This is a genomic window from Microbacterium azadirachtae (assembly GCF_000956545.1).
Taxonomy (GTDB): Bacteria; Actinomycetota; Actinomycetes; order Actinomycetales; family Microbacteriaceae; genus Microbacterium; species Microbacterium azadirachtae.
The window spans coordinates 142,310-165,300 of the sequence record NZ_JYIT01000084.1; the positions used below are offsets into that span (position 1 = coordinate 142,310).

The following is a 22,991-nucleotide window of genomic DNA, read 5'->3' on the forward strand; positions in this document are numbered from 1 at the left end:
GGCCTTCACACCGGCAGCAGTCCCTGCCGGGTCGCCGCCGCGACGGCGCGGCCTCGGGTCGGCTCGCCCAGCTTGCGGAGCACCGCCGCGATGTGATGCTCCACGGTGCGTCGTGACAGGATCAGGCGCTCGGCGATCTCGGGGGTCGAGAGGCCTTCTCCGAGCAGGCCGAGCACCTCCAGCTCCCGTGCCGTGAGCTGCGCCGGATTGCCGCGCGCCTGTGCGCGAGGGCGGCGGGGGAGGACGAGGCCGTGTTCGCGCCGGGTGCGCAGAAGAGCCTCGATCGCCGCGGCGGCACCGATCCCGTCGAGTGCGCGCACGGCCTGGTCGGCGACCGATGCGTCGGGATCGAGCATCGCGGCGTACGCGGCCCAGATCGGGCAGTCGCGTTCGGTCCACATGCCGATCGCCCGCCGATCGCCGACGAGCATGAGCGCGAACGGCTCCGCCATCCGCCGAGCGCCCGCATGCGACGCCCCGCCGAGCATGCGCCACCACGCGAGCTCGCCCGCAGCCCACTCCTCGTCATGCGCGAGAGCGAGCGCCCAGGTCGACTCCGTCAGCTCCCCGATGGCGCCGGGATCACCGGACAGCCAGGCGTGCTCGGCGGCGGCGCACACCGCCGGGGCGAGGCGCTGCAGCTCGCCCGCCTCGCGGGCAAGTCGCAGGGCGAGGTCGAGCCTCGGCGTCGCGTCGTCTCCGCGGCGCGCCAGCACCCGGGCTGCCGCGCCCGCTGCCGGCATGAGGGAGACCGGCGCCGTGCCGACGTGCTCCAGCAGCGGGTCGGCGGCGGCCAGCGCCTCGTCGAAGCGCCCCTGATCGGCGAGGGCGAGACTGAGGCAGGCCGCCATGTAGCTCGCCCAGGAGTCCAGGTCACGGTCCTCACAGAAGGCGATTCCCGCTCCGAGCGCCTCATGCGCGTCCACGAAGCGCTTCTGCAGCACCGCCGAGGATCCGAGATTCGTGTACGCGCGGGCCACGTGCTCCGGCAGGTCTGCGGCGCGGGCGATGTCGAGGCTGCGATTCAGATCCTGCCGCCCCTGCGTCACTCGGCCGGACTGGAGCTCGGCCGTGCCGAGGTTGTTGAGGGCGTGGCTCTCGATGTCCGCGCTGCCGAGCGTGCGGGCGAGCTCGAGTGCCTTGCGGCCCCACCGCTCCACCTCGTCCGGCTCCTCGGCGAGCATCCGCAGCTGCGCGTAGTTGCTGTACGCCCAGGCGAGCTCGACACTCGGCGGGAGCTGTTCCAGGGTGACCACGGCCCGGAGTCCGTATCGCTGCGCGTCGTCTCCGTGCCCGGAGAACCACGAGAGGCGGGAGAGCCATCGCTCGTCGTCGCCGCGGCGCAGAGCGTCTCCGGCGAGCTCGTGGAGTTCGAGAGCCTGCTGTCTCGCCGTGAGCGCCTCGGGCAGCTGATCGGTCAGATAGCACTCATAGGAGAGGGCCACGAACAGCGCCGCGCGTCGCGTCGCGCCGCCGCAGTGCCGCAGCGCGAGCCGGTAGTGCTCCGCCGCCTCGCGATGGGCGCTCCCGTGCGCGGCCCTCTCCGCCGCGGCGACCGCATGGGCGACGGCCGCGGCCTCATCCCCGCAGCCCGCCGCGTGATGCGCCAGGGTGCGATGGTCCTCAGGGCTCCGTTCGGTGAGGGCGCGCAGCGCACGGCCGTGCAGCTGCCGACGGCGCACGGCGGAGAGACTCTGCTCGACGGCTTCACGGGCGAGCTCATGGCGGAAGCCCAGGGTGCCGTCGACCTCGATCAGCACTCCGGCGTCCGCGCACTCGTCGACGGCGTCCAGGTCCTGTGCGCCGATGCGGGCGAGCAGCTCGGCATCGGCACCTGCGCCCAGGATCGCCGCCGCGGCAGCCACGTCCTGTGCCGCGGGCGTCAGGCGGGCGACCCGGGCGAGGATCGCGTCGCTGACCGAGGCCGGCAGTGCGACGCCGCGGACGGCCAGGCTCTCGGTCACGAAGAACGCGTTCCCTCCGGTGCGCAGGTGCAGCGCGGTCGGATCGACGGCGTCGCCCGCAGCGGCGACGAGCCGCGCGACCCCCTCGACCGTCAGAGGCGGCACGAGCAGCCGCCGCACCTCGGTCGCGGTGGCGAGATCGCCGAGCAGAGCGGTGAGCGGATGCCGGGCCGTGATCTCGTCATGCCGGAAGGTGGCGACCAGCAGCACGGGAACCGGCTCGATGCGCCGTGCGAGGAAGCGGAGCGCGTCGAGGGTCGCCTCGTCGGCCCAGTGCAGGTCCTCGATCACGAGCAGGCCCGGCGTGGCGGCGATCAGATCGCGGAGCCGCCGGAACAGCCGGATCCGGTCCCCGCCCGCGGCGACGGACTCCGCGATCTCCGGCACCGCGTCCTGGAACGCGCCGAGCGCGCCCGGTGTCGTGATGTTGTCGGCGCCGCCGATCCGCACCCGACCGCGCGGCTCGGCCATCCGGGCGAGCGCGCGGACCAGGGCGGTCTTGCCCACTCCGGCCTCGCCGCCCAGGAGGACGACGCGACCGGATCCCGCGAGCGCGTCGTCGAGATCGGTGACGAGCTCGGCGAGGAGATCATCTCGTTCGACGAGCACGCTCCCATTCAACCGCTCAGACGCCCTCGTTGACGAGATGGATCTCGTCGGCGACGAGGCCGTGCGCCTCCCGGTGCACGGTGTTCGCGGCCTCTGCATCGGGCGCGTCGACGAGGCAGAAGATCTTGCCCGCCGACTCGTCCACCCAGTAGCGCAGGTAGTGCACGCCGTGCTGGTCCTGCGTGGCCAGATCTGCGGCGTGCGCGGCGGCGACATCCGCCATCGTGACCGGGCCGTCGAGCGTGTGGACATCCATGTAGAGCGCCATGAGCGTCTCCTTCCGTGAGGGTGCGGAGTCGTTCCGCTCCTCGATTCCAGCGCCCGAGGAGCCGTGCGGCATCGGTGAACTCACCCATCTTTCCCGGGTGACCGCGGGATTCTGCTCAGAGCGGATCCGCTCGCGGCATCGCGGCGGCGGTGCCTAGCATGGCGCCATGACCGCCACCCCCGAGATCCCCCGCATCGACCGCACCTCCGAGGACCAGAAGCGCACCCCGCGCGGCACCGAGCCGGAGCGGCTCTGGCGCACGGTGGTGGGGGAGCTGCTGCGCGATGCGCGAGCGGACCGCGGCGAGACCCTCGCCGAGACGGCGCAGCGCGCGGGCGTCTCGCCGCAGTACCTGTCCGAGATGGAGCGCGGGCGCAAGGAGCCGTCGAGCGAGATGCTCGCCGCCGTGTCCGGGGCGCTCGAGCTGACCCTGCTCGACCTCACGCTCGGGGTGGCCGAGCGCATCGCCGCGGGGACGGCTGCGCCGGTCCGTGCGGCGGCGCAGCCGGCCCGCGCGTTCTACGCGCTCGCGGCCTGAGCCCGATCACCCGCCTCCCGCGGCACGTTCCGCTCGGGCGGCGCCTGCTCGACCACCTGATCGACGAGGCCGTACTCACGGGCTCCGTCGGCGGTCAGCACCAGATCCCGGTCGGTGTCGGTGCGCAGTCGCTTCGCGCTCTGGCCGGAGTGGGCGACGAGGATCTGCTCGAGGCTGTCGCGCACCCGCACGACCTCGTCGGCCTGCAGGATGAGGTCCGGGATGGTGCCGCGTCCCTGCGCGGCGGGCTGGTGCAGGATCACCCGGGCATGCGGGAGCGCCGCGCGCTTGCCCGCCGCCCCGGCGGCGAGCAGCACGGCGCCGACGGCCACGGCCTGGCCGACGCAGAACGTCGCGACGTCCGAGCGGATGAAGCGCATCGTGTCGTACACGGCGAGCATCGCGCTGGGATCCCCGCCCTCGCAGTTGATGTACAGCTGGATGTCGCGGTCGCTTCCGGTCGAGTCCAGGTGCAGCAGCTGCGCGACGAGCACGTTCGCGACGTCCGCGTCCAGCGGGGTGCCGAGGTAGATCACCCGCTCGGCGAGCAGATGCGAGTAGACGTCGAGCACGCGGTCGCCGCGCGGCGACGTCGCGATCACGTTCGGGACGAGGAACGAGGCCATGTCAGGCTCCTTCTGCGGTCAGGCCGATGCTGCGGCGGGTGAGGGGCGGCAGCACGTCGGCGAACGCGGAGACGATCTCGTCGACGAAGCCGTAGGCGAGCGCCTCTTCGGCGCTGTACCAGCGGTCGTGCAGGGAGTCCTCGAAGACGCGCTCGAGCGGCTGACCGGTGTCGTCGGCGATGAGCCCGAGCACGGTGTCGCGCGTGTGCCTCAGATCCGCTGCCTGCAGCTCGACGTCGACGGCGGTGCCGCCGATCCCCGCGGAGCCCTGGTGCAGCAGGATGCGGCTGTGCGGGAGGGCCCGCCGCTTGCCCTGGGTGCCGGCCGAGAGCAGGAACTGTCCGGCGCTGCAGGCGAGGCCGAACGCGACGGTCGCGACATCGCAGGGGACGGTGCGCATGAGATCGCGGATCGCGAGCATCGCGGGCACGGATCCGCCCGGCGAGTGGATCCAGAGGGTGATGTCGGCGTGCGGGTCCTCGGCGGCGAGGGCGAGCAGCTGGGTCATCAGCAGCACGCCGTTGTCGTCGTCGAGCACTCCGTCGAGCACGAGCACCCGTCGCGCGAGCAGCATGCGGCGCGTATCGGCGTCGAAGAGGTTGCGGGGCATGTCATCGGTCATGACGGAAGCCTCGCCCCGCCCGGCACGGCGGCGCGAGCGGATCTGCTCCCGGCGGATCCGCCGTGAGCAGTGCACAGCGGCGCCCGGGCGGCCGCGGCCGGCGCAGAGGCGCGCCACCCTAGAATCGACGCATGGTCGCATTCACCAAGGGGCACGGTACCGGCAACGACTTCGTCATCGTCGCCGATCCCGACGGATCCCTCGAGTTGGGCGTGGAGCAGGTCGCCGCGCTCTGCGACCGCCACTTCGGCATCGGCGCCGACGGACTGCTGCGCGTGGTGCGCTCCTCCGCGCTTCCTGAGGGGACGGCGGCGCTCGCCGAGCACCCCGATGCCGAGTGGTTCATGGACTACCGCAACGCCGACGGCTCCGTCGCGGAGATGTGCGGCAACGGCGTCCGCGTGTTCGTGCACTATCTGCTTCGGAGCGGTCTGGCCGACCTCGACGACGGCGCGGCGCTTCTGATCGGCACCCGCGCGGGCGTGCGTGCGGTCACCCGCAGCGCGGAGGGCTACCGCGTCGACATCGGCGCGTGGCGCCTGTCCGGACACGACCCGCTGGCGCGTGCCACCGGGCTGAGCGTGCCGCGCCCCGGCCTCGGCATCGATGTGGGCAACCCGCACGTCGTGGTGGCGATCGCCTCGGACGCCGAGCTCGAAGGCCTGGAGCTGACGCACGGGCCCGAGCTCGCACCGATGCCCGAGCACGGCGCGAACGTGGAGTTCGTCGTCCCGGCGGAGCCCCTGGTGCAGGACGGCATCGGCCGGGTGCGCATGCGCGTGTTCGAGCGCGGCGTGGGGGAGACCCTCAGCTGCGGGACGGGCATCACCGCGACGGCGCTCGCCGTGCGGCACTGGGCGGGTGCGGGCGCGCCGGACGAGTGGCTCGTGGAGGTTCCCGGCGGCACGCTGCGGGTCACCATGGCCCCGGGTGCCGATGGGGAGCACGTGTTCCTGTCCGGCCCCGCGCAGCTCGTCTACTCCGGCGAGATCGAACTCGCCTGATCCGGGGCGTCTTCGGCGAGCCGGAGGCTAGGGGAGCTCGATGCTCTCGGTGCGCGGCGTGCCGTGGCGGCGGACCTTGAGCACGCGGAACCCGCGGCCGGTCGTCGCCCGCCAGACGCTGTAGCCGCCGTCGAACGTCGCGGCCATCCAGCGCTGCAGGGAGTCCGCCCCGAGATTGCGACTCACGACGAACCAGCCGTCGGCGCGTTCGTCGAGGCGCGGGATCCACCGCTCCAACAGGTCGTGCAGCTCGCTCTTGCCGACGCGGATCGGCGGGTTGGAGCGGATGGTCCGGAAGGTCACGTCGGCGGGAACATCGTCCGGGGTCACGGCGTTGACATTGTCGAGGCCGAGTTCGGCGGCGTTGCGACGGACGAGATCGAGCGCGCGCTCGTTGACATCGACCGCCCACACGGTCGCGTGCGGCGCGGCGAGCGCCAGGGACAGCGAGATCGGCCCCCAGCCGCATCCGAGATCGAGCAGGTGCCCGCCGGGCGGCGGAGGCGGGGTGTTGGCGAGGAGCACGGAGGTTCCCACATCCACGTGGTCGGGGCTGAAGACCCCGGCGGCGGTGGTGAGTTCGACCTCTCGGCCCGCAAGGGTCACCCTGATCCTGCGGAGGTTCTCGGGGCTTGCGGGAGCCGCAGTGAAGTAGTGGTCCGACCCCATGCAGCGAGCGTAGCGGACACTCCCAGATAAAGTTAAGGCGCCCGCACGAAACGTCGGGCGCGAGAAAGGTGCGGATGACGCAGTCCACGACACAAGACGAGCACGGCGACGCGGTCGAGCGCGTCCTGCAGGCAGCGGAGCGACGGGCGGAGTCCCACGTGTTCGGGTCCGCGCAGGCGCTGCAGGACACGGCCACCGCCGGGCACACCTCGGCCGACGGCGAGCAGTGGGATCTGGAGGAGCGGCACGCCCTGCGACGCGTGGCGGGCCTGAGCACCGAGCTCGAGGACGTCACCGAGGTCGAGTACCGCCAGCTCCGGCTGGAGAACGTGGTGCTCGTCGGCGTGTACCCCCAGGGCGCACAGGAGGACGCCGAGAACTCGCTGCGCGAGCTCGCCGCACTGGCGGAGACCGCCGGCGCCGTCGTGCTCGACGGGCTGTTGCAGCGGCGTCCGCATCCCGACCCGGCGACGTATCTCGGCCGCGGCAAGGCGCAGGAGCTCAAGGACATCGTCGCCGCCGTCGGCGCCGACACCGTGATCGCCGACACCGAGCTCGCGTCCTCTCAGCGCCGAGCGCTCGAGGACGTCGTCAAGGTGAAGGTCATCGACCGCACCACGGTGATCCTCGACATCTTCAGCCAGCACGCCAAGAGCCGCGAGGGTCGTGCGCAGGTGGAGCTGGCTCAGCTCGAGTACCTGCTCCCGCGCCTGCGCGGCTGGGGCGAGTCGATGAGCCGCCAGGCCGGTGGTCAGGTCGGCGCCGGCGGCGCGGGCATGGGCTCCCGTGGTCCCGGTGAGACGAAGATCGAGCTGGATCGTCGCCGTATCCGTACGCGGATGGCGATGCTGCGCAAGCAGATCCGCGACTTCACGCCGGCCCGGGAGGCCAAGCGCGCCGAGCGCAAGCGCCACACGATCCCGTCCGTCGCGATCGCCGGTTACACGAACGCCGGCAAGTCGAGCCTGCTGAACGCGCTGACGAGTGCCGGGGTGCTCGTCGAGAACGCGCTGTTCGCGACCCTCGACGCGACCGTCCGTCGCTCGGAGACCGCAGACGGGCGCGTCTACACGCTCACCGATACCGTCGGGTTCGTGCGCAACCTGCCGCATCAGCTCGTCGAGGCGTTCCGCTCGACGCTGGAGGAGGTGGCCGACGCCGACGTCATCGTTCATGTGGTGGACGGATCCCACCCGGATCCGGCAGGGCAGATCAAGACGGTGCGCGACGTGATGGGCGACGTGGGCGCGCGCGGGATCCCCGAGATCGTCGCGTTCAACAAGGCCGATCTGCTGGACGACGACGAGCGGATGGTGCTGCGCGGGCTCGTGCCCGGCGCGCACTTCGTGTCGTCGCGCAGCGGCGAGGGGATCGACGAGCTGCGCGCCGCGATCGACGACGCTCTCCCGAAGCCGGCCGTCGAGATCCGCGCCGTCGTGCCCTACGACCGGGGCGACCTCGTCGCCGCCGTGCATGAGACCGGTCTTCTGCTCGAAGTCGCGCACGAGGAGGCGGGCACGCGCATCCACGCGCACGTCGGAGAGAGGCTCGCGGCGGAGCTGGCTCCCTTCGCCGTCTGACATCGTGCGCCAACCGGTATTTCGGTTGGCGCACGATGCGTGCCAGCATGAGGCTATGAAACGCGCCGCCTCGGGACTCCTCGTCGTTCTCCTGACCGTCGGCGCGCTCGCGCTCGGCGCCCCCGCCTCGGCGGCGACGGGCACGCCCTGGGCGGACTGGAGCGCCATGACGGGCTCGGGCGGCGCGTACACGGGCAGCGTGCAGATCGCGTCGCCGGAGCTCACGGCCGAGTACACGAGCGATTCGCGCGCCGGTTCGGTGGGCGTCGTGTCCGGCGCGAGCGTCTGGCTCTCCGCGGCGACGGATGTCGGCGCGAAGTACGGGAGCAGCCGCGATCAGCAGTACCTCAACCTGCGGCCGCGCGCCGACAGCCCGACGGCGCCGTCCGAGACGACCTACAGCTTCTCGCGTCCCACGCCGACAAGGAACTGGACCTTCGTGCTCGGCGACATCGACGCGGACCAGGTCCGGATCACGGCCATCGGCCCCGGCGGGAACACGCTGACCGCCGCCGAACTCGGATTCCGCGGCGGATTCAACTACTGCGCACCGGGACTCGCCGGAAAGCCGTCCTGCACGGGTGACGCGGCCGACGTCCCCACCTGGGACGCGGCGACGACGACGCTCACCGGCAACGCCACGGCGACGGACACGAGCGGCGCCGCGGCGTGGTTCGAGCCGAACGCACGGATCTCGTCGCTGACCTTCACGTTCACCCGGCGTGCGGGATTCCCGGTGTACCAGACCTGGTTCGCCGCCATCACGCGAACGATCTCCGGCACCGTGACCGACACGACGGCCGGAGGTCCTTCGAACGGGACGGTCGTGCGTCTGATCGGGGCCGACGGCGCAGCGCTCGGCGAGACCACGACCTCGACCGACGGCACGTATTCGTTCCCCGATGTGCTCGCCACGGACGGCTACCGCGTCGTGATCACGCCCCCGACGGGCAAGACCTCCGACGAGCCGGCGCGCGCCGTCGACGTCACCTCCGCGGACGGCACAGCGGACTTCGCCGTGCGCGACATCGTCCCGGTACCGGTTTCGGGCACGGCTCGGGACCAGCACGGCACGCCGATCGCCGGTGCGACGGTGACGCTCGACGGGCAGCGCAGCGTCGTGACAGGCCCCGATGGCGCCTACCTCATCGATGATGTGCCGGTGGGCACGCACGCCGTCACCATCACCGTTCCGGACGGGTACGCGCTGGTCTCGTCGCCGAGCCCGTTCACCGTTGCGGACAACGATGAGACGCCGATCACAGGCCGGGACTTCGTGCTGCAGCAGCTGCCGTCGCTGTCGGGGGTCGTGCGGGCGGCCGGATCCGGGGTGGGGGGAGTGGTCGTCACCGCTGACGGGCCCGACGGCGCGATGCAGACGGTGACCGCGGCCGATGGTTCGTACTCCTTCCCGCGCCTGCCCAGCGGTGACTACGTGATCACGGTTCGGGCCCCCGAGGGCTCTGTCGTATCGGGCCCGACGTCGCGGTCGGAGACGGTCATCGCGCTCGACGTCACCGGCGTCGACTTCGCCCTCGCGCGATTCGGCTCCGTCGCCGGTGTCGTCAGTGACGACGGCGGCGCACCGCATGCCGGAGCGATCGTGACCGTCAGCGGACCCGGCGCCCCTGTGACGCTGAACACGGCGGACGACGGCAGCTATGCGCTCGGCGACCTCGCCCCCGGCGACTACACGATCACGGTCACCGTGCCGGACGGCTACACGGGTGCGGCGCCGCTGCGCCGCACCTTCGTGATCACGGACGCCGGTGAGCTCATCGAAGGTCAGGACTTCGTGCTGACGCCCGCGATGGTCACGCCGACGCCGACACCGACACCGACCAGTAAGCCGACGTCTTCGCCGTCGCCGGCTCCCGTCGGCACAGACGCGGGAGCGCTGCCGGCGACGGGGGCGGAACCGCTCCCGGGGCTCGGCGTCGCACTCATGCTGCTGCTCGCGGGCGCGATCAGCGTGATCGTCGCTCGGCGCCGACGGGCGTGAGTCTTCCCAGCGTGACGGTGTCGGTCGGCTATGCGGCGATGAAACGAGCCTCGACGGTCGCGGATACGCTGATGTCGTCGCCCTGCAGCTCGAGGCCCGCAGGGCTCGCGGGAGCGGCGAAGGCCCGCATCGCCTTCGGTGCGGCGTCGGCGACCCCGCCCTCGGCGAGCAGTCCCGCGTCGGCGATCTCGATCGGCTGGACCGAGGTCAGCCCCAGGGCCGTCGCGTAGGCGCCGGCGCGCGCGACGGCGATCCGGACGGCCTCGGCGGCAACCTCCTGCTCGATGCGCGCCCGGGTCTGCGGCGTCAGGATCCACTGCGTTCCGTCGATCGACACGCCCTCCACGACCGAGACGTCGCCGACCCAGGCCGACAGGGCGGCGAAATCGACGAAGGTCGCGCTGAAGTCGACCGACGCGTGGTGCACGAGGGCGAGCCGGGTGCCGTCGCCGCTCCAGGGGCGCTCGGACCGGACCGCGAGCCGCCTGCTCGACCAGGTCTCCACCGCGCCACTGCTCTGCCGCGCGGCGAGCGCTTCGCGCACGGGATCTGCGAGCGCCAGCGTTCGTGAGACGACCAGGTCCCGGTCGGGGCCGTCGAGTGCGACGGACAGCGTGACGACTGCGCGCTCCGGTGCGACGCGCACCTCGTGCTCGCCGCGGACGGTGATGACGACCTCGCTCATGCCGTGACTCTACGGCACATGCCGGCCTCCCTTCACGGGGCGCGGACACGCGCGTAGAATTCGGCCACCGCGGCGCAGTTCCGCGCCTCGGCGAAGGTGAACTGCGTGAAGGAGGACCATCAGATGAAACGACTGGCGATCGGCTGTGCGATCGCGCTGGGGCTCGTTGCAGCGGGATCCAGCGCGGCCTTTGCAGGCGAGACGAACGGGAACGGAGACCCGACTTCCGGCCCGTCCCACGCCTCGTCCGAATGCGCCTATTCCGGGTTGGACAGAGCGGATTCGGTCGAGAACAACCCTCCCGGATTCGATGACGACGCCATCGCGGTGCGGGGGAACCAGAGTCCCGGCGGGGTCGACAGGTATCACGGCGTGCAGTCCTACGGCTCGTTCGTGAAAGCCGGCCTGAAGGAGTTCGTGCCGTCACCGGGAGTGGCGTGCAACGGAAGCGGCAAGTGATCGGGCGACGCAGAGGTCGCTGATCGGCAAGGGTGCCCTGGCGGCGACGCCGGGGCACCGTCTCGACCCGCGCGGAATGGCGCGGCCCTCGGATCCGTTGTAGTCTGTGATGCTCGGGCGCTGCGGCGCCCGCTGGTAAGTCAACAGTGCGACAACGGTTCCTTCGCAAGAAGGTCCACGGGGCTGATCGGTTTCGACAGCGCCTGTGAATCCACGAGAAGCGGGCCGAGGATGCAGGGTTATCTCGTGAACGCTCCCTGCAAAACAATAAGTGCCAATGCAAAGCGCACTGACTTCGCCCTCGCTGCGTAAGCGAGCCCGATAGTCCGTCAGGCCGTATGTGATTCCGATACGGATCCTGGCGTCATCTAGGAATCTTGCTGCGTGACGGCGTCTGGACGTCACGTGGGACTCTTCCCAGGCTGGGCTTGTCGACTTAGGTGTCTGTGACAAAGGTCGGAGCCGAGCAGAACGTCTGCACAGACTGCGCCCGGAGAAGGCGTGGAGACTCAGCGTTGGACGGGGGTTCGATTCCCCCCAGCTCCACCAGACCGTTGTCGTAATCGATGAGGCCCGCCTCCGCAGTGAACTCTGCGGAGGCGGGCCTCATCGCGTTCCGGGCTCACCCACCAGGCAGCGGCCCCGCGGTCAGATCATTCGGACGAGGTTCCGGCGTCTCACCGGCTCAGCTCGAGATGAAGGATCGGGTACGGGCGGCCGTCTCCGTCGAGCTCACTCCGTCCCGTCTGCGTGAAGCCGCGGCTCCGGTAGAAGCCGTGCGCGCCGGCGTTCTGCTCGTTGACGTCGACGCGCGTGACCGCGAATCGCTCGATGACGTCCTGGAGAAGGAGCGTGCCGACACCCGTTCCCCGAGCTTCGTCGGAGACGAACAGCATCTCGAGGTTGCCGTCGGCGGCTCCGGCGAATCCGATCAGCCGTCCGTCGCGCTCAGCGACGACCAGCGACACCGCGGGGAAGTACGACGAGGCGAGGCTGTTCTCGATACGAGCGAAGTCCTCATCGGCCAGGAAGTCGTGCGTCGCGCGGACGGCGCTGCGCCAGATCTCGACGAGCCGAGCGTATTCGGACGGGCCGGCGACCGGCCTGATCGATACGCCAGGCTGTTCGGTCCGCATCCCTCGATCGTGCCACAGCGTCGGGGAGCCGGCCGTTCAGGCGTTCACGAGCTGACGCACGCCGGGGCCGAGGATGTGCTCCTCGGGGATGAGGACACCGCCGGAGGTGTTCGCGGACGTCGCGTAGGCGTGGATCCTGGCCGGGTCCAGCGGCGGCGGGGTCGGCTCTTCGAACTCGAACCGCAGCTGGATCGACGGGTGCAGCCAGATCGTGGAGCGACCGCGCGGCTGGTCGTCGTCGTGCTGCCAGGAGAGCGTGAAGCTCTCGTTGCGCCGGAGCTTGGTCGCGATCACGACCTTGAGGTGTGCGAGGGCGACGTCGTCGATCTCGATCGGATGCTCGGCGCTGCCATAGAAAAGTACACCCATGAGGGTTCACCGTTTTCGCCTGTTGTCGCCACGGAAACCCGTTGCCAAGAGGCACGACCACGATGATCGCTGTGTGGTGAGTGTTCTCAGACTCGCACAGATCAGGCCGTGAGGGGAGGGGATTGACGCCGTGTCCTGGTCAGGCTCGGCGCATTCCCACCCCCGGTCCGTAGTGCATGCCTTCGCCGGTCCACAAGCCCATGTCGGTGCTCCCCGCCGGGGTCGTAGCGTGCCGTCTGCCGGGTGCACCTGAGCCCGAGTCTGCGCGGAAGAAGTCCCGAATGGCCGTCATCGATCCCACTGCCGGATCCGAGCCCGAGCTCACGCCGCCGCGAGAAGACGGGCCAGAGGCGGACCAGCAGTCGAAGCGCAATCCCGTGATCCGCTTCCTTCGCGTGCTGGGGCCGGGCCTCGTGACCGGCGCCGCAGACGACGATCCCTCCGGCGTCGCGACGTACTCGCAGGCCGGGGCGACGTTCGGCAACGGACTGCTGTGGACCGTTCCGCTCTCTTTGCCACTGATGATGGCGGTGCAGGAGATCTGCGATCGGATGACCCTGGCGACCGGAGACAGTCTCGGACGGCTGATCCGCCGCAGGTTCCGTCGTAGCGTGGGCATCGCCGTCGGAGTGCTGATCGTCGCACTGATCGCGGCGAACTGCCTGAATCTCGCCGCCGACCTCAACGCGATCGGTCAGGGCATGCAGCTCCTCCACGCCGGGCCGGCCTGGATCTGGAGCATCGTCGCGGGCCTGGTGATCCTCGTGACGGTGATGCTCGGTTCGTTCGAGCTGATCGGGAAGATCTTCAAGTGGCTGTGCCTGGTGCTGCTCGTCTACATCGCCGTGCTCTTCGCCACGCACGTGAACTGGGGCAGCGTCGCCACAGGCCTTGCGGGCTTCCAGTTCCAGCTCTCGCCGGCGTACCTCGGTCTGGCCGTCGGGGTGCTGGGGACGAGCATCTCCCCGTACATGTTCTTCTGGCAGTCCGCGCAGCGCGTCGAAGAGCTCGAGGAGGAGAAGCGCGGCGGGGACGACGCTCCCGCTCTCGAAGAACGCCCCGCGAAAGAAGCGCGCCGCAGGCTGCGCAACGGACGCGTCGACGTGTTCACCGGCATGGCGTTCAGTGTCCTCATCATGTTCGCGATCATCGCCTCCTCCGCCGCCACCCTCGGCGCCCACCACAAGACCGTCTCCAGCGCGGCAGAAGCCGCCAAGGCGCTCGAGCCCATCGCCGGCAATTTCGCCAGCGTCCTCTTCGCGCTCGGGTTCATCGGCTCCGGCATGCTCGCCGTCCCCGTGCTCGCAGCCGCCGGAGCAGCCGGGCTCTCCGCGCTCATGAACAAGAACTGGGGGCTGGACAAGAGCCCCCGTCGCGCGCCTCTGTTCTACGTGCTCCTCGGCATCGGGATGATCGGCGGGACGATCCTCGCGGTCGTCTCCACCGACCCGATCGGGCTCCTGGTGCTCAGCGCGATCGTCAACGGGATCGCGGCGGGGCCCTTCCTGATCATCATCATGCTGATCTCGCGCGACCGCACGATCATGGGCAAGTACCGCAACGGCAGGCTCGCGGCGACGCTGGGGTGGCTCACCACGGCGATCATGTGCGTCGCCGGTGCGTACGGCGTCTGGTACACGATCGCGGGCGGGTGACCGCCGGCGCAACCGCGTACGCTCGGGCCATGGCGCACAAGGGAGCAGACGTGGCGGCGAGACCGGTGGGGCGTTCGCTCTGGGGAAGGTGATCAGCCCTTCGGGTCGATCAGGATCAGGCCCTGCTTGGTGTCGGACACAGACACCCAGCCGCGTCCGAACAGGTAGGTCATGCCGTACCCGTCCGCGTCCTTGCTGAGGGCGGTGCGCGGATCGGCCGTGATGTAGACACCGCGGTCGCTGTCCTCGCGGATCCAGCCCTCCGAGACGAGCTCGGCCTCGCGCGCCGCCGCGTCGACCCCCGAGATCGGCGCCCAGCCGTAGAGCAGGCCGTGGTCGGAGGCGGTGGTCGGATCGGCCCACAGGCATGCGATGCCGCTCGGGACCGGATCCGGACCGAAGGCGAAATCCCGCTGCGCCGCGGACCAACCCTGCTTGTGCAGAGCCGCGACGGTGTCGGCGGGGATGAGGGTCTCGCAGTCCAGCGGGCGCGGAGACGCCGCAGGGGCGTCGGTGGCGTCGGGCGAGGGCGTGGGCGATGCCGTGACGCGGGTTCCGGGGCTGGAGGATGTGGCCGGAACGGGGGAGTGCCCGCTGCTGCAGGCCGTCGCCCCGGCGAGGGCGACGACCGTCATTCCCAGCGCTGCCAGCACCCGGGTGGCGGAGCGCATCAGCGATCGGCCGCCGGATGGTCGTCGTGGCCGTGCAGCTGGACCAGGAACGCGTCGTGCAGCACGCCGTTCGTCGCGAGAGCGGAGCGCCCGGCGAGGGTGGGCGTCCCGTCGAAGGCGGTCGCGGTGCCGCCGGCCTCCGTGACGATCGCGAATGCTGCGGCGATGTCGTACTCCTTGACGTCGAACTCCGCGACCATGTCGATGCGGCCCTCGGCGAGCATCATGTACGAGAAGACGTCGCCGTAGGCGCGATCACGCCACACCCGACGGCTCAGCGCGATGAGGGTGTCGAGGTGGCCCGCCTGATCCCACTGCGCGATGCTCTGGAAGCTCACGCTCGCGTCGTCGAGGCTCGCCACGTCGGAGACGCGGATCGCGCGCGGCTCCGTGTCGGTCGACGCCCACGCACCGAGTCCGGGCGCCGCCCACCAGCGCCGTCCGAGCGCAGGCATGCTGACCACGCCGACGCGCGCGACGCCGTCGATCGCGAGACTGATCATGGTGCCCCACATCGGGACGCCGCGCAGGAAGTTCGCGGTGCCGTCGATCGGGTCGATGACCCACTGACGATGCGCATCGCCCGACGTGCCGAACTCCTCGCCCAGGATCCCGTCCTCCGGGCGCTCCGTCTGCAGGATCGCGCGGATCGCGCGCTCCGTCGCCAGATCGGCATCGGTGACGTGAGAGCGGTCGGCCTTCAGGGAGACGCTCAGATCCGCGGCGTCGAAACGCGGCAGCGACTGTGCATCGGCGGCATCGGCAAGGCGGAGAGCGAGGTCGAGGTCGCTCTGGAAGTCGGCGGCGGCGCGGGTCTCAGGCACCCGACCAGGATACGGGGGCGCGGTGAGCGAAGCCTGGTCGGACGCGGCCCAGAGCGCACTCCGGGCTGACGACACGCCAGGGATGCACGGGGAAGCGGTGCCGATTTCGCTTCCGTCGGATCCGCTGGTAATGTGATTCCTCGGCCGGGGAACCGGCCCGCCGAGCACCTCTAGCTCAATCGGCAGAGCAACTGACTCTTAATCAGTGGGTTCAGGGTTCAAGTCCCTGGGGGTGCACCAGCACAGAAGGCCCGGTCGGAATTCACCTCCGACCGGGCCTTCTGCATGCTCCTCATCGCCACTAGACTCGCGCCATGACCGACGGGGACGGAACGGCGGAGAGCCCGTGGCTGCTTCGCACAGCGCCGGGTTCGAGCGAGTACACGATGCACCGGGAGGGGGACGAGCTCGTCTGTAAGGTGGGCTCGACCACTCTTCGCTACCAGGCCCGGGCGATCGAGGACCTGCATGCGTGGCTGGCCGCTCAGGGCGACTGGGTGCCGCTGGGTGCAGCCGATGAGCAGAAGCCGGCGGTGCCGGGAACCGTCGAGGCGTTCGGCCGCGCCGAGGACAATCCGGTCGGCGGCTGGTACGGGCTGCGCAAGGGCTATCGCGGGCGCTTCGGCATGTACCTTCCGCCGCTGCTCGAAGCCCTCGGCCTCGTCGAGCTCGAGCACAACGCCCGCAACAACCGCGTCCGCGCGATCTGACCGCCCGCCGGCCGCGTGATCGGGCTCAGGGCTCGCTCGGGTCCGCGACCGGATAGTCGACGAACGCGAACGCGGATCCGTCAGGCGCCCAGCTCGGCACGTTGATCGTGCCCTGCCCGCCGTGCAGTGCGACGATCGTCGTCGGCCGGGTCCAGTCGTCCACGGAGACGAGGCGCAGCTCGACCGCGAGGTCGGCGGGGTGCCCCACGGTGCCCGGCGGATAGCTGAGGTAGACGGCGACGTCGCCGGTCGGTGCGACGTGCGGGAACCAGTTCACGCGGTCGTCGAAGGTGAGCTGCTCGAGTTCCGCGCCGTCCGGTCGCACCCGCGCCAGCTGCGCATGCCCCGGGGCCTGGGAGAACTGCTCCGTGTTGAAGACGATCCACTCGCCGTCCGGGGTCCACGCGCAGCCGTCGGCCGGGCCCGGGTCCGTGGTGACGGCCACGTCGTCGTCACCGTCCACGCCGATCGTGTGGATCGTCGCCGACGCCCACCAGTTCTCACCCTCGGGGTCGAGGCGCACGTAGCCGAGGCGCGTGCCGTCAGGGCTGACGCCGTGCAGGAAGTGCATCCCGCCGTCGTCCCGAGTCACCCGCCGCGCCGCTCCGCCGTCGAGCGGCAGAGTCCAGATGTGCCAGTCCTGGGCCGAGGCGAACACCGTGCGGCCGTCCGGGGAGAGGACATGATCGTTGTTGGCCTCGGGAAGACCGACGGCCGGGATCGCCTCCGGTGCCCCGGAGCCGTCGGCGGGGAGGAGCCAGAGCCGCCCGTCGCCGTTCACCAGGAGCCGGTCGTCCTTCGTCCAGTTCGGCGCCTCATAGCGTCGAGAGCGGGACGCGTGCACCGTGCGGATCGCGCCCGTGGCGCGCTCCCACACGCGGATCCGTGAGGTCTGGCCGGGAAGCAGGCCGCCGTCGGTCGCTGCCGCGTCGTCCATCGTCGTCGGATCCGGTCAGACCGCGCGTACCGAGAGCAGCTGATACCCCTCGGGGACCTTGGCCTCGAGCGCCGTCAGGTCGTCGGCCTCGATCTCCTGCACGCCGTCGCGCCGGACGATCGTGCCCTCGGCGGTGAGGATCGTGTCCTTCTTCGCCATCGCGACCGGCGCGGAGGCGAGCTGCCAGCCTTCCGGAGTCTGGGCCGCGAGGAGGGCCTGGATCTCGTCCAGCTCCTCGGCCTGCACGGTGTGGGTGGCGGATTCGACGGGGCGGATGACACCGATGAGCATGTCTCCAGCGTATGCCCCGCCGCCGACGACGAAGCCCGTCCCGCGCAGCGTTGTGCGGGACGGGCGGTTCGCGGCGCCTCGGGCAGGCGCTGATCCTCTCAGGCGGCGTCGCCGATGAGGATCGCCTCCGCATCCTCCGCGACGTCGTGCGAGCCGCGGTCGATGTGGGCGAGGGCCCGGCGGCCGAGCAGCACCACGAGCGCCGCGATGAGCACCGAGACCCCGGCGAACAGGTACGGCACGGTGTCGCCCCAGAGGTGCGACAGCAGGGCGGCGAGGGGCGGGGCCACCGCGCCGCCGATGAAGCGGACCGCGGAGTACGCCGACGACGCCACCGAACGGGGCAGATCCGTCGCCTCCATCACGGCCTCCGTGAGCACGGTGTTCATGATGCCCAGCAGCAGACCGCCCACGATGATGCAGATCACCAGGGCCATCGGGATCGCGACCAGGATCCCCGCGACGACCAGGTCGACGGCGAGCAGGGGCAGGACGAACAGGATGATCCGGGTGATGGGCATGCGGCGCAGCAGGATCGGCGCGACCCAGACGCTCGTGACCGCCAGCGCGATGCCCCAGCCGAAGAAGGTCAGACCGATGCCGATGGCGCTGAATCCGAGCGGGAACGGCGAGAACGCCAGCAGCACGAAGAATCCGATGTTGTAGAACAGCGCGGCGACCGCCAGCACGCCCAGCGCGGGACGGCCGAGCGCCTTGAACGGCGCGGAGAACGGCACGGGCTCGCGCTTCTCGAACGGGCCGCGCAGCAGGGTGAGCACCGCGATGAAGCCGATCGCCATGAGCACGACCACGCCGAAGAACGGACCCTGCCAGGCGACCTCGCCCAGCAGGCCGCCGAGCAGCGGGCCGATCGCGATGCCGAGGCCCAGCGCCGCCTCGTACAGGATGATGGCCGCGCTGGAGCCGCCACTGGCGGCGCCGACGATCGTGGCGAGAGCGGTGGAGATGAAGAGCGCGTTGCCGAGTCCCCAGCCGGCGCGGAAGCCGATGATGGCGTCGACGCTGCCGCTCAGCGCGCAGAACAGCGCGAAGACCACGATGAGGGCGAGTCCCACCAGGAGGGTCGCCTTGGCGCCGATCCGGCTGGAGATCCAGCTGGTGAACAGCATCGCCACTCCGGTGACGAGCAGGTAGCTCGTGAACAGCAGCTCCGTCTGGACGGGGGTGGCCTTCAGCGATTCGGCGATCGCGGGCAGGATCGGGTCGACCAATCCGATGCCCATGAACGCCACGACGCAGGCGAACGCGACCGCCCACACCTGAGCGGGCTGTCTCCAGATGGATACCGAGGAACCGGTGGAACTCAACGTGCTGTCCTTTCCAGAAGCGAATGCGTGTGCAGGATCTCCGCGGCGCGGGCGAGGTGGTTCCAGTCCGTGTCGTCGAGGTCGCTGAATCGGGGGGCGAGGATCCGCTGGATCTCGTCGCGCCAGGCGTGCAGCAGGGTGCGCCCGGCGTCGGTGATCGTGACCACCGTCGCCCGGGAGTCCTCGGGGTCGGGGGAGCGGAGCACCAGGCCGTCCTGCTCGAGCTGCCCGAGCAGGCGGGTCATGCCGGGCTGCGTGGTCCTGCTGGCCCTTGCCAGCTCTCCCACGCGCTGTCCGTCATTGCCGTCGAGCAGGCTCAGCGCCCGCCACTGCGCCGCAGGAGCGTCGTTCCCGGCTTCCTGGGCGGCGATACGGGTGAGCGCGTGCGTCGAGAACACGATCGACTGCAGGATCTCGCCGTGATTCATACCAAAAGTATATATCTGTCGGTATGTAAATGGCAAGCGGGCGCGTCAGCGCGCGGCGCGGCCGGCGATGCGTGCGGAGAGCTGGTGCGCGTGGGCGAGCAGCGTGCGGCCGAGCGCGGGCAATCGATCCGGGCCGAACCGGAACTCCACGCCGGTGAGGCTCAGCGCCCACTCCGGCCGTCCGTCGCGGTCGAACACAGCCGCGCCCATGCCCCAGCTGCCCTCGACGATGAGGCCGGGGTTGACGGCGTACCCGCGCGCCTTGGTCTCCTCCAGCCGTCGGCGCAGCGGCTGCTCGGCGTGGGTGCGCCCCCAGCGCTCGCTCAGCTCCGGGTGCCGGGAAAGGTAGGCATCCACATCGTGGTCGGGGAGGAAGGAGAGGATCGCGAGGCCGGCACTGGCCACGCCGAGGGGGAACCGCACGCCTTCGCTCAGCACGAAGGAGCGGATCGGGAACGCCCCCTCCTCCCGCAGCAGGCATACCGTCTCGTCCGCCCTGCGCACAGAGAGGAACGCGCTCTCCTCGGTCTTCACTGCGAGCGATCGCACGATGTCGCGCGCGATCTCGGTGATGTCGTAGCGCGCCGCGGCCACTGTTCCCATGAGATAGAGCTCCGGTCCCGGCATCCACCGCGCGGTGTGCGGATCCTGGTCCACGAGCCCCTCCGCCCGCAATGCGGACAGCAGCCGGTGCACGGTGGGGCGGCTGAGGCCCGAGGTCGTCGCGAGCTGATTGAGGGCCGCGCCCTCGGGGGAGGCGGTCACCAGGCGGAGCAGCTCCGCGGCGCGCGCGATCGCCTGGGCGCCCGGCACCGAGCGCTTGACCGTCGACGGCTGTTCCATGATGTGGACGCTACCGAGCATCCCGTCCACATGGCAAGCGTGCGCTTGAGGACGCCGACGGCGCGGCGCACAGTGGAGGGGGACTCTCACGAAGGAGTGACGTGTGATCGACAAGCAATGGGCTTCCGCCGCCGACGCGGTCGCCGACATCCCCGACGGCGCATCGCTCGCCGTCGGAGGATTCGGACTCTCGGGCAATCCGAGCGCACTGATCCAAGCGCTGCTGGATCAGGGGACGTCGGGACTCAGCATCGTCAGCAACAACTGCGGGGTCGACGACTGGGGGCTCGGGCTGCTGCTCGGGGCGCAGCGCATCCGCAAGATGACCTCGTCGTATGTGGGCGAGAACAAGGAGTTCGAACGCCAGTTCCTCTCCGGCGAGCTCGAGCTCGAGCTGACCCCGCAGGGCACCCTGGCGGAGAAGCTGCGGGCGGGCGGATCCGGGATCGCCGCGTTCTACACGCAGACGGGCGTCGGCACCCAGGTCGCCGAGGGCGGACTGCCGCGGCGCTACGCGAGCGACGGGTCGATCGCGGTCGCCTCGCCGCCGAAGGACGTGCGCGCCTTCCCCGTGAACGGCGTGCCGCGAGACTTCGTGCTCGAAGAGGCGATCACCACCGACTTCGCGCTCGTGCACGCGGCTCTCGGAGACCGGCACGGGAACCTGATCTTCAACAAGGCCGCGCGCAACTTCAATCCGCTCGCCGCGATGGCCGGGCGCATCTGCATCGCCCAGGTCGAACGACTCGTCGAGCCGGGGGAGCTGGATCCTGACGGCGTGCACCTCCCCGGCGTGTTCGTGCACCGGATCGTGGAGGTCGGCCCGGACATCGAGAAGCGCATCGAGCGGCGCACCGTGCGTCCCGCGGCCGACGCGGCAGGGGAGGCCTGAACATGGCGCTGACACGCGACGAGATGGCGGCGCGCGCCGCACGGGAGCTGTCGGACGGCTCCTACGTGAACCTCGGCATCGGACTGCCGACGCTCGTGCCCAACCACGTGCCGGACGGCGTCACCGTGGTGCTGCAGTCGGAGAACGGCATCCTCGGCGTCGGTCCCTATCCCGTCGAGGAGGCGGTCGACCCCGATCTGATCAACGCCGGCAAGGAGACCGTGACGACGCTGCCCGGGGCGGCCTTCTTCGACTCCGGCCTGAGCTTCGGCATGATCCGCGGCGGAAAGATCGACGCCGCGATCCTGGGCGCGATGCAGGTGAGCGCCGCGGGCGACCTGGCGAACTGGATGATCCCGGGGAAGATGGTCAAGGGGCCGGGCGGGGCGATGGATCTGGTGCACGGCGCCGGTCGCGTGATCGTGCTGATGGAGCACGTCGCGCGCGACGGGTCGGCGAAGATCGTCGACGCGTGCTCGCTCCCGCTGACCGGTCGCGGCGTGGTGCATCGGATCATCACGGATCTCGCGGTGATCGACGTCACGCCCGAGGGCCTGCGGCTCGTCGAGCTCGCGCCCGGGGTGAGCGTGCAGGATGTGAAGGACGCGACGGAGCCGCCGCTGCTCGTCGCCGAAGGACTGGAGTGATCATGAGTGCAGACGACATCGTCATCGTCGCGGCGTCCCGCACGCCGCAGGGGCGGCTGAAGGGGCAGCTCGCCCCGTTCACGGCGCCGCAGCTCGGCGCGCTCGCGATCCGCGGGGCCCTGGACCAGAGCGGCGTGGACGCCGCCGACGTCGACGCCGTGATCGTCGGGCAGGTCCTCGCCGCGGGATCCGGGCAGAACGCGGCGCGGCAGGCCGCGATCGGCGCGGGGATCGGCTGGGACGTTCCCGCGCACTCGGTGAACAAGGTGTGCTTGTCCGGCCTGACCGCCGTCATCGACGCCGCGCGCATGATCCGCACCGGCGACGCGCTCACCGTGGTCGCGGCGGGCATGGAGTCGATGACCCGTGCGCCGCACCTCCTCATGGGGTCGCGCGACGGCTGGACTTACGGATCCGTCGAGGTGCTCGACCACATGGCGTACGACGGGCTCACCGACGCCTACGACGCGGAGAGCATGGGCGCGTCGACCGAGCGGCACAACGAGCGGTTCGGGATGACCCGCGAGGCGCAGGACGAGGTCGCGGCGCGCTCTCACCAGCGTGCCGCCGCCGCGCGCGAGGCAGGCGTGTTCGACGGCGAGATGGTGACGGTCTCCGTGCCGCAGCGCAAGGGGCCCGCGCTCGCGCTCACCGCCGACGAGGGCGTGCGCCCCGACACCACCGTCGAATCGCTCGCGGGCCTGCGGCCGGCGTTCGCCGAGGGCGGGTCGATCACGGCCGGAAACTCCTCGCAGATCTCCGACGGTGCTTCCGCGGTGATCGTCACGACCCGGGGCAACGCCGAGAGCCGCGGCTGGCCCGTTTTCGCGACGGTGGGGGCGAGCGGACAGACCGCGGGCCCCGACAACTCGCTGCACGAGCAGCCGGCCACCGCGATCCGGCGTGCGCTCGACAAGCAGGGGATCACCGTCGAGGATCTGGATCTCGTCGAGATCAACGAGGCGTTCGGCGCCGTCGTCGCCCGCTCGGCGACCGAGCTCGGACTGGATCCGGAGATCGTCAACATCCACGGCGGGGGCATCGCGATCGGCCACCCGATCGGGGCGAGCGGCAACCGGCTCGTCGTGCACATGGCGCACGAGCTCGTGCGCCGCGGCTCGGGCACGGCGGTGGTCGCGCTGTGCGGCGGCGGCGGTCAGGGCGAGGCGCTGATCCTCACCCGCTGAGCGGTCTCGCATCGGGGCGGTGCGGATGCCGTGCCGCCCCGTAGGAT

General features: G+C 70.8%; 25 protein-coding genes, 1 tRNA gene and 1 other RNA gene. 12 read left to right on the forward strand and 15 right to left on the reverse strand.

What is annotated here, in order from left to right; genetic code table 11:
• Positions 1-5 precede the first annotated feature (5 nt).
• Both RL72_RS15700 and RL72_RS15705 read right to left on the reverse strand, forming a co-directional pair.
• Positions 6-2,573 carry an ATP-binding protein gene (locus tag RL72_RS15700; RefSeq protein ID WP_045251810.1) on the reverse strand — a complete coding sequence of 856 codons (2,568 nt, stop codon included), beginning with the start codon at positions 2,571-2,573 and terminating at the stop codon, positions 6-8.
• A 16-nt stretch (positions 2,574-2,589) separates the two neighbouring features.
• Positions 2,590-2,841 (reverse strand): DUF4242 domain-containing protein, encoded by a 252-nt coding sequence (locus RL72_RS15705; protein ID WP_045251811.1) that lies wholly within the window; start codon positions 2,839-2,841, stop codon positions 2,590-2,592.
• Positions 2,842-3,007: 166 nt separating this feature from the next.
• On the opposite strand from RL72_RS15705, the gene RL72_RS15710 reads away from it, so the two are divergent.
• On the forward strand, positions 3,008-3,379 hold the full coding sequence (locus RL72_RS15710; protein WP_082072447.1) for a helix-turn-helix domain-containing protein: 372 nt from the start codon (positions 3,008-3,010) through the stop codon (positions 3,377-3,379).
• On the opposite strand, the gene RL72_RS15715 is transcribed toward RL72_RS15710, so the two are convergent.
• Together RL72_RS15715 and RL72_RS15720 are read right to left on the reverse strand one after the other, a co-directional pair.
• On the reverse strand, positions 3,361-4,005 hold the full coding sequence (locus RL72_RS15715; protein WP_045251812.1) for a ClpP family protease: 645 nt from the start codon (positions 4,003-4,005) through the stop codon (positions 3,361-3,363). The genes RL72_RS15710 and RL72_RS15715 overlap by 19 nt on opposite strands.
• A 1-nt stretch (position 4,006) precedes the next feature.
• Positions 4,007-4,627, reverse strand: coding sequence for a ClpP family protease (locus RL72_RS15720; RefSeq protein ID WP_045251813.1), 621 nt, complete (start codon positions 4,625-4,627; stop codon positions 4,007-4,009).
• Positions 4,628-4,758: 131 nt separating this feature from the next.
• Between RL72_RS15720 and dapF the strand changes: the two genes are divergently transcribed.
• Positions 4,759-5,631, forward strand: coding sequence for a diaminopimelate epimerase (gene dapF / locus RL72_RS15725; protein ID WP_045251814.1), 873 nt, complete (start codon positions 4,759-4,761; stop codon positions 5,629-5,631).
• A 27-nt stretch (positions 5,632-5,658) separates the two neighbouring features.
• Here the strand turns inward: dapF and RL72_RS15730 are convergent, their stop codons facing one another.
• Positions 5,659-6,300 carry a class I SAM-dependent methyltransferase gene (locus RL72_RS15730; RefSeq protein WP_045251815.1) on the reverse strand — a complete coding sequence of 214 codons (642 nt, stop codon included), beginning with the start codon at positions 6,298-6,300 and terminating at the stop codon, positions 5,659-5,661.
• 74 nt (positions 6,301-6,374) lie between these two features.
• Here RL72_RS15730 and hflX point away from each other — a divergent pair, with 74 nt between their 5' ends.
• Positions 6,375-7,880 carry a GTPase HflX gene (gene hflX / locus RL72_RS15735; RefSeq protein WP_045251816.1) on the forward strand — a complete coding sequence of 502 codons (1,506 nt, stop codon included), beginning with the start codon at positions 6,375-6,377 and terminating at the stop codon, positions 7,878-7,880.
• A 55-nt stretch (positions 7,881-7,935) separates the two neighbouring features.
• Complete coding sequence (locus tag RL72_RS15740) at positions 7,936-9,882, forward strand: MSCRAMM family protein (RefSeq protein ID WP_045251817.1); 1,947 nt, start codon at positions 7,936-7,938, stop codon at positions 9,880-9,882.
• Between the two features lie 28 nt (positions 9,883-9,910).
• Here the strand turns inward: RL72_RS15740 and RL72_RS15745 are convergent, their stop codons facing one another.
• Positions 9,911-10,567, reverse strand: coding sequence for an SIMPL domain-containing protein (locus RL72_RS15745; RefSeq protein WP_045251818.1), 657 nt, complete (start codon positions 10,565-10,567; stop codon positions 9,911-9,913).
• 105 nt (positions 10,568-10,672) lie between these two features.
• Here RL72_RS15745 and RL72_RS15750 point away from each other — a divergent pair, with 105 nt between their 5' ends.
• Together RL72_RS15750 and ssrA are read left to right on the forward strand one after the other, a co-directional pair.
• Positions 10,673-11,026 (forward strand): hypothetical protein, encoded by a 354-nt coding sequence (locus tag RL72_RS15750; protein WP_248700495.1) that lies wholly within the window; start codon positions 10,673-10,675, stop codon positions 11,024-11,026.
• A gap of 179 nt (positions 11,027-11,205) precedes the next feature.
• Positions 11,206-11,575, forward strand: a transfer-messenger RNA (tmRNA) gene (gene ssrA, locus RL72_RS19605).
• 128 nt (positions 11,576-11,703) lie between these two features.
• Here ssrA and RL72_RS15755 read toward each other — a convergent pair.
• Together RL72_RS15755 and RL72_RS15760 are read right to left on the reverse strand one after the other, a co-directional pair.
• Entirely contained in the window at positions 11,704-12,162 is a 459-nt protein-coding gene (locus RL72_RS15755; RefSeq protein ID WP_045251820.1) for a GNAT family N-acetyltransferase, read from the reverse strand.
• A 36-nt stretch (positions 12,163-12,198) separates the two neighbouring features.
• A complete protein-coding gene (locus RL72_RS15760; protein ID WP_045251821.1) occupies positions 12,199-12,531 on the reverse strand; it encodes a DUF7882 family protein in 333 nt (110 codons plus the stop codon).
• Between the two features lie 281 nt (positions 12,532-12,812).
• On the opposite strand from RL72_RS15760, the gene RL72_RS15765 reads away from it, so the two are divergent.
• Positions 12,813-14,186, forward strand: coding sequence for an Nramp family divalent metal transporter (locus tag RL72_RS15765; protein WP_052674464.1), 1,374 nt, complete (start codon positions 12,813-12,815; stop codon positions 14,184-14,186).
• Positions 14,187-14,278: 92 nt separating this feature from the next.
• On the opposite strand, the gene RL72_RS15770 is transcribed toward RL72_RS15765, so the two are convergent.
• Positions 14,279-14,857 carry a hypothetical protein gene (locus tag RL72_RS15770; RefSeq protein WP_045251822.1) on the reverse strand — a complete coding sequence of 193 codons (579 nt, stop codon included), beginning with the start codon at positions 14,855-14,857 and terminating at the stop codon, positions 14,279-14,281.
• The gene (locus tag RL72_RS15775; RefSeq protein WP_045251823.1) at positions 14,857-15,681 is read right to left on the reverse strand and encodes an inositol monophosphatase family protein; all 825 of its coding nucleotides are present in this window, start codon (positions 15,679-15,681) and stop codon (positions 14,857-14,859) included. Before RL72_RS15775 ends, RL72_RS15770 begins: the two co-directional genes overlap by 1 nt.
• 164 nt (positions 15,682-15,845) lie before the next feature.
• On the opposite strand from RL72_RS15775, the gene RL72_RS15780 reads away from it, so the two are divergent.
• Positions 15,846-15,921: transfer RNA gene (locus RL72_RS15780), tRNA-Lys, on the forward strand.
• Positions 15,922-15,995: 74 nt separating this feature from the next.
• Positions 15,996-16,391 (forward strand): DUF6855 family protein, encoded by a 396-nt coding sequence (locus tag RL72_RS15785; RefSeq protein ID WP_045251824.1) that lies wholly within the window; start codon positions 15,996-15,998, stop codon positions 16,389-16,391.
• Between the two features lie 25 nt (positions 16,392-16,416).
• Here RL72_RS15785 and RL72_RS15790 read toward each other — a convergent pair whose 3' ends face one another.
• From RL72_RS15790 to RL72_RS15810, 5 genes are all read right to left on the reverse strand, one after another.
• Positions 16,417-17,328 carry a TolB family protein gene (locus tag RL72_RS15790; protein ID WP_045251825.1) on the reverse strand — a complete coding sequence of 304 codons (912 nt, stop codon included), beginning with the start codon at positions 17,326-17,328 and terminating at the stop codon, positions 16,417-16,419.
• Between the two features lie 15 nt (positions 17,329-17,343).
• Positions 17,344-17,619: a hypothetical protein gene (locus RL72_RS15795; RefSeq protein WP_045251826.1), complete on the reverse strand. Its 276-nt coding sequence runs from the start codon at positions 17,617-17,619 to the stop codon at positions 17,344-17,346.
• A gap of 98 nt (positions 17,620-17,717) precedes the next feature.
• The gene (locus RL72_RS15800; RefSeq protein ID WP_045251827.1) at positions 17,718-18,947 is read right to left on the reverse strand and encodes an MFS transporter; all 1,230 of its coding nucleotides are present in this window, start codon (positions 18,945-18,947) and stop codon (positions 17,718-17,720) included.
• A complete protein-coding gene (locus tag RL72_RS15805; RefSeq protein ID WP_045251828.1) occupies positions 18,944-19,375 on the reverse strand; it encodes a MarR family winged helix-turn-helix transcriptional regulator in 432 nt (143 codons plus the stop codon). Before RL72_RS15805 ends, RL72_RS15800 begins: the two co-directional genes overlap by 4 nt.
• Before the next feature lie 45 nt (positions 19,376-19,420).
• Positions 19,421-20,218, reverse strand: coding sequence for an IclR family transcriptional regulator (locus RL72_RS15810; protein WP_045251829.1), 798 nt, complete (start codon positions 20,216-20,218; stop codon positions 19,421-19,423).
• Positions 20,219-20,321: 103 nt separating this feature from the next.
• On the opposite strand from RL72_RS15810, the gene RL72_RS15815 reads away from it, so the two are divergent.
• Genes RL72_RS15815 through RL72_RS15825 form a run of 3 tightly spaced genes read left to right on the forward strand, consistent with a single transcriptional unit; the run spans position 20,322 to position 22,944 of the window.
• The gene (locus RL72_RS15815; protein ID WP_045251830.1) at positions 20,322-21,110 is read left to right on the forward strand and encodes a CoA transferase subunit A; all 789 of its coding nucleotides are present in this window, start codon (positions 20,322-20,324) and stop codon (positions 21,108-21,110) included.
• A 2-nt stretch (positions 21,111-21,112) separates the two neighbouring features.
• Positions 21,113-21,757: a 3-oxoacid CoA-transferase subunit B gene (locus RL72_RS15820; protein ID WP_045251831.1), complete on the forward strand. Its 645-nt coding sequence runs from the start codon at positions 21,113-21,115 to the stop codon at positions 21,755-21,757.
• Between the two features lie 2 nt (positions 21,758-21,759).
• Positions 21,760-22,944, forward strand: coding sequence for an acetyl-CoA C-acetyltransferase (locus RL72_RS15825; protein WP_045251832.1), 1,185 nt, complete (start codon positions 21,760-21,762; stop codon positions 22,942-22,944).
• Positions 22,945-22,991: the final 47 nt, after the last annotated feature.

What these genes read in the sequence shown, in the direction of transcription:
- RL72_RS15805 (WP_045251828.1), bottom strand. Translation starts at nt 19,375, where the DNA reads ATGAATCACGGCGAGATCCTGCAGTCGATCGTGTTCTCGACGCACGCG.
- RL72_RS15730 (WP_045251815.1), bottom strand. Translation starts at nt 6,300, where the DNA reads ATGGGGTCGGACCACTACTTCACTGCGGCTCCCGCAAGCCCCGAGAAC.
- RL72_RS15710 (WP_082072447.1), top strand. Translation starts at nt 3,008, where the DNA reads ATGACCGCCACCCCCGAGATCCCCCGCATCGACCGCACCTCCGAGGAC.
- RL72_RS15715 (WP_045251812.1), bottom strand. Translation starts at nt 4,005, where the DNA reads ATGGCCTCGTTCCTCGTCCCGAACGTGATCGCGACGTCGCCGCGCGGC.
- RL72_RS15770 (WP_045251822.1), bottom strand. Translation starts at nt 14,857, where the DNA reads ATGCGCTCCGCCACCCGGGTGCTGGCAGCGCTGGGAATGACGGTCGTC.
- RL72_RS15765 (WP_052674464.1), top strand. Translation starts at nt 12,813, where the DNA reads ATGGCCGTCATCGATCCCACTGCCGGATCCGAGCCCGAGCTCACGCCG.
- RL72_RS15820 (WP_045251831.1), top strand. Translation starts at nt 21,113, where the DNA reads ATGGCGCTGACACGCGACGAGATGGCGGCGCGCGCCGCACGGGAGCTG.
- RL72_RS15740 (WP_045251817.1), top strand. Translation starts at nt 7,936, where the DNA reads ATGAAACGCGCCGCCTCGGGACTCCTCGTCGTTCTCCTGACCGTCGGC.
- RL72_RS15720 (WP_045251813.1), bottom strand. Translation starts at nt 4,627, where the DNA reads ATGACCGATGACATGCCCCGCAACCTCTTCGACGCCGATACGCGCCGC.
- RL72_RS15785 (WP_045251824.1), top strand. Translation starts at nt 15,996, where the DNA reads ATGACCGACGGGGACGGAACGGCGGAGAGCCCGTGGCTGCTTCGCACA.
- RL72_RS15705 (WP_045251811.1), bottom strand. Translation starts at nt 2,841, where the DNA reads ATGGCGCTCTACATGGATGTCCACACGCTCGACGGCCCGGTCACGATG.
- dapF (WP_045251814.1), top strand. Translation starts at nt 4,759, where the DNA reads ATGGTCGCATTCACCAAGGGGCACGGTACCGGCAACGACTTCGTCATC.
- hflX (WP_045251816.1), top strand. Translation starts at nt 6,375, where the DNA reads ATGACGCAGTCCACGACACAAGACGAGCACGGCGACGCGGTCGAGCGC.
- RL72_RS15760 (WP_045251821.1), bottom strand. Translation starts at nt 12,531, where the DNA reads ATGGGTGTACTTTTCTATGGCAGCGCCGAGCATCCGATCGAGATCGAC.
- RL72_RS15810 (WP_045251829.1), bottom strand. Translation starts at nt 20,218, where the DNA reads ATGGAACAGCCGTCGACGGTCAAGCGCTCGGTGCCGGGCGCCCAGGCG.
- RL72_RS15790 (WP_045251825.1), bottom strand. Translation starts at nt 17,328, where the DNA reads ATGGACGACGCGGCAGCGACCGACGGCGGCCTGCTTCCCGGCCAGACC.
- RL72_RS15825 (WP_045251832.1), top strand. Translation starts at nt 21,760, where the DNA reads ATGAGTGCAGACGACATCGTCATCGTCGCGGCGTCCCGCACGCCGCAG.
- RL72_RS15755 (WP_045251820.1), bottom strand. Translation starts at nt 12,162, where the DNA reads ATGCGGACCGAACAGCCTGGCGTATCGATCAGGCCGGTCGCCGGCCCG.
- RL72_RS15745 (WP_045251818.1), bottom strand. Translation starts at nt 10,567, where the DNA reads ATGAGCGAGGTCGTCATCACCGTCCGCGGCGAGCACGAGGTGCGCGTC.
- RL72_RS15795 (WP_045251826.1), bottom strand. Translation starts at nt 17,619, where the DNA reads ATGCTCATCGGTGTCATCCGCCCCGTCGAATCCGCCACCCACACCGTG.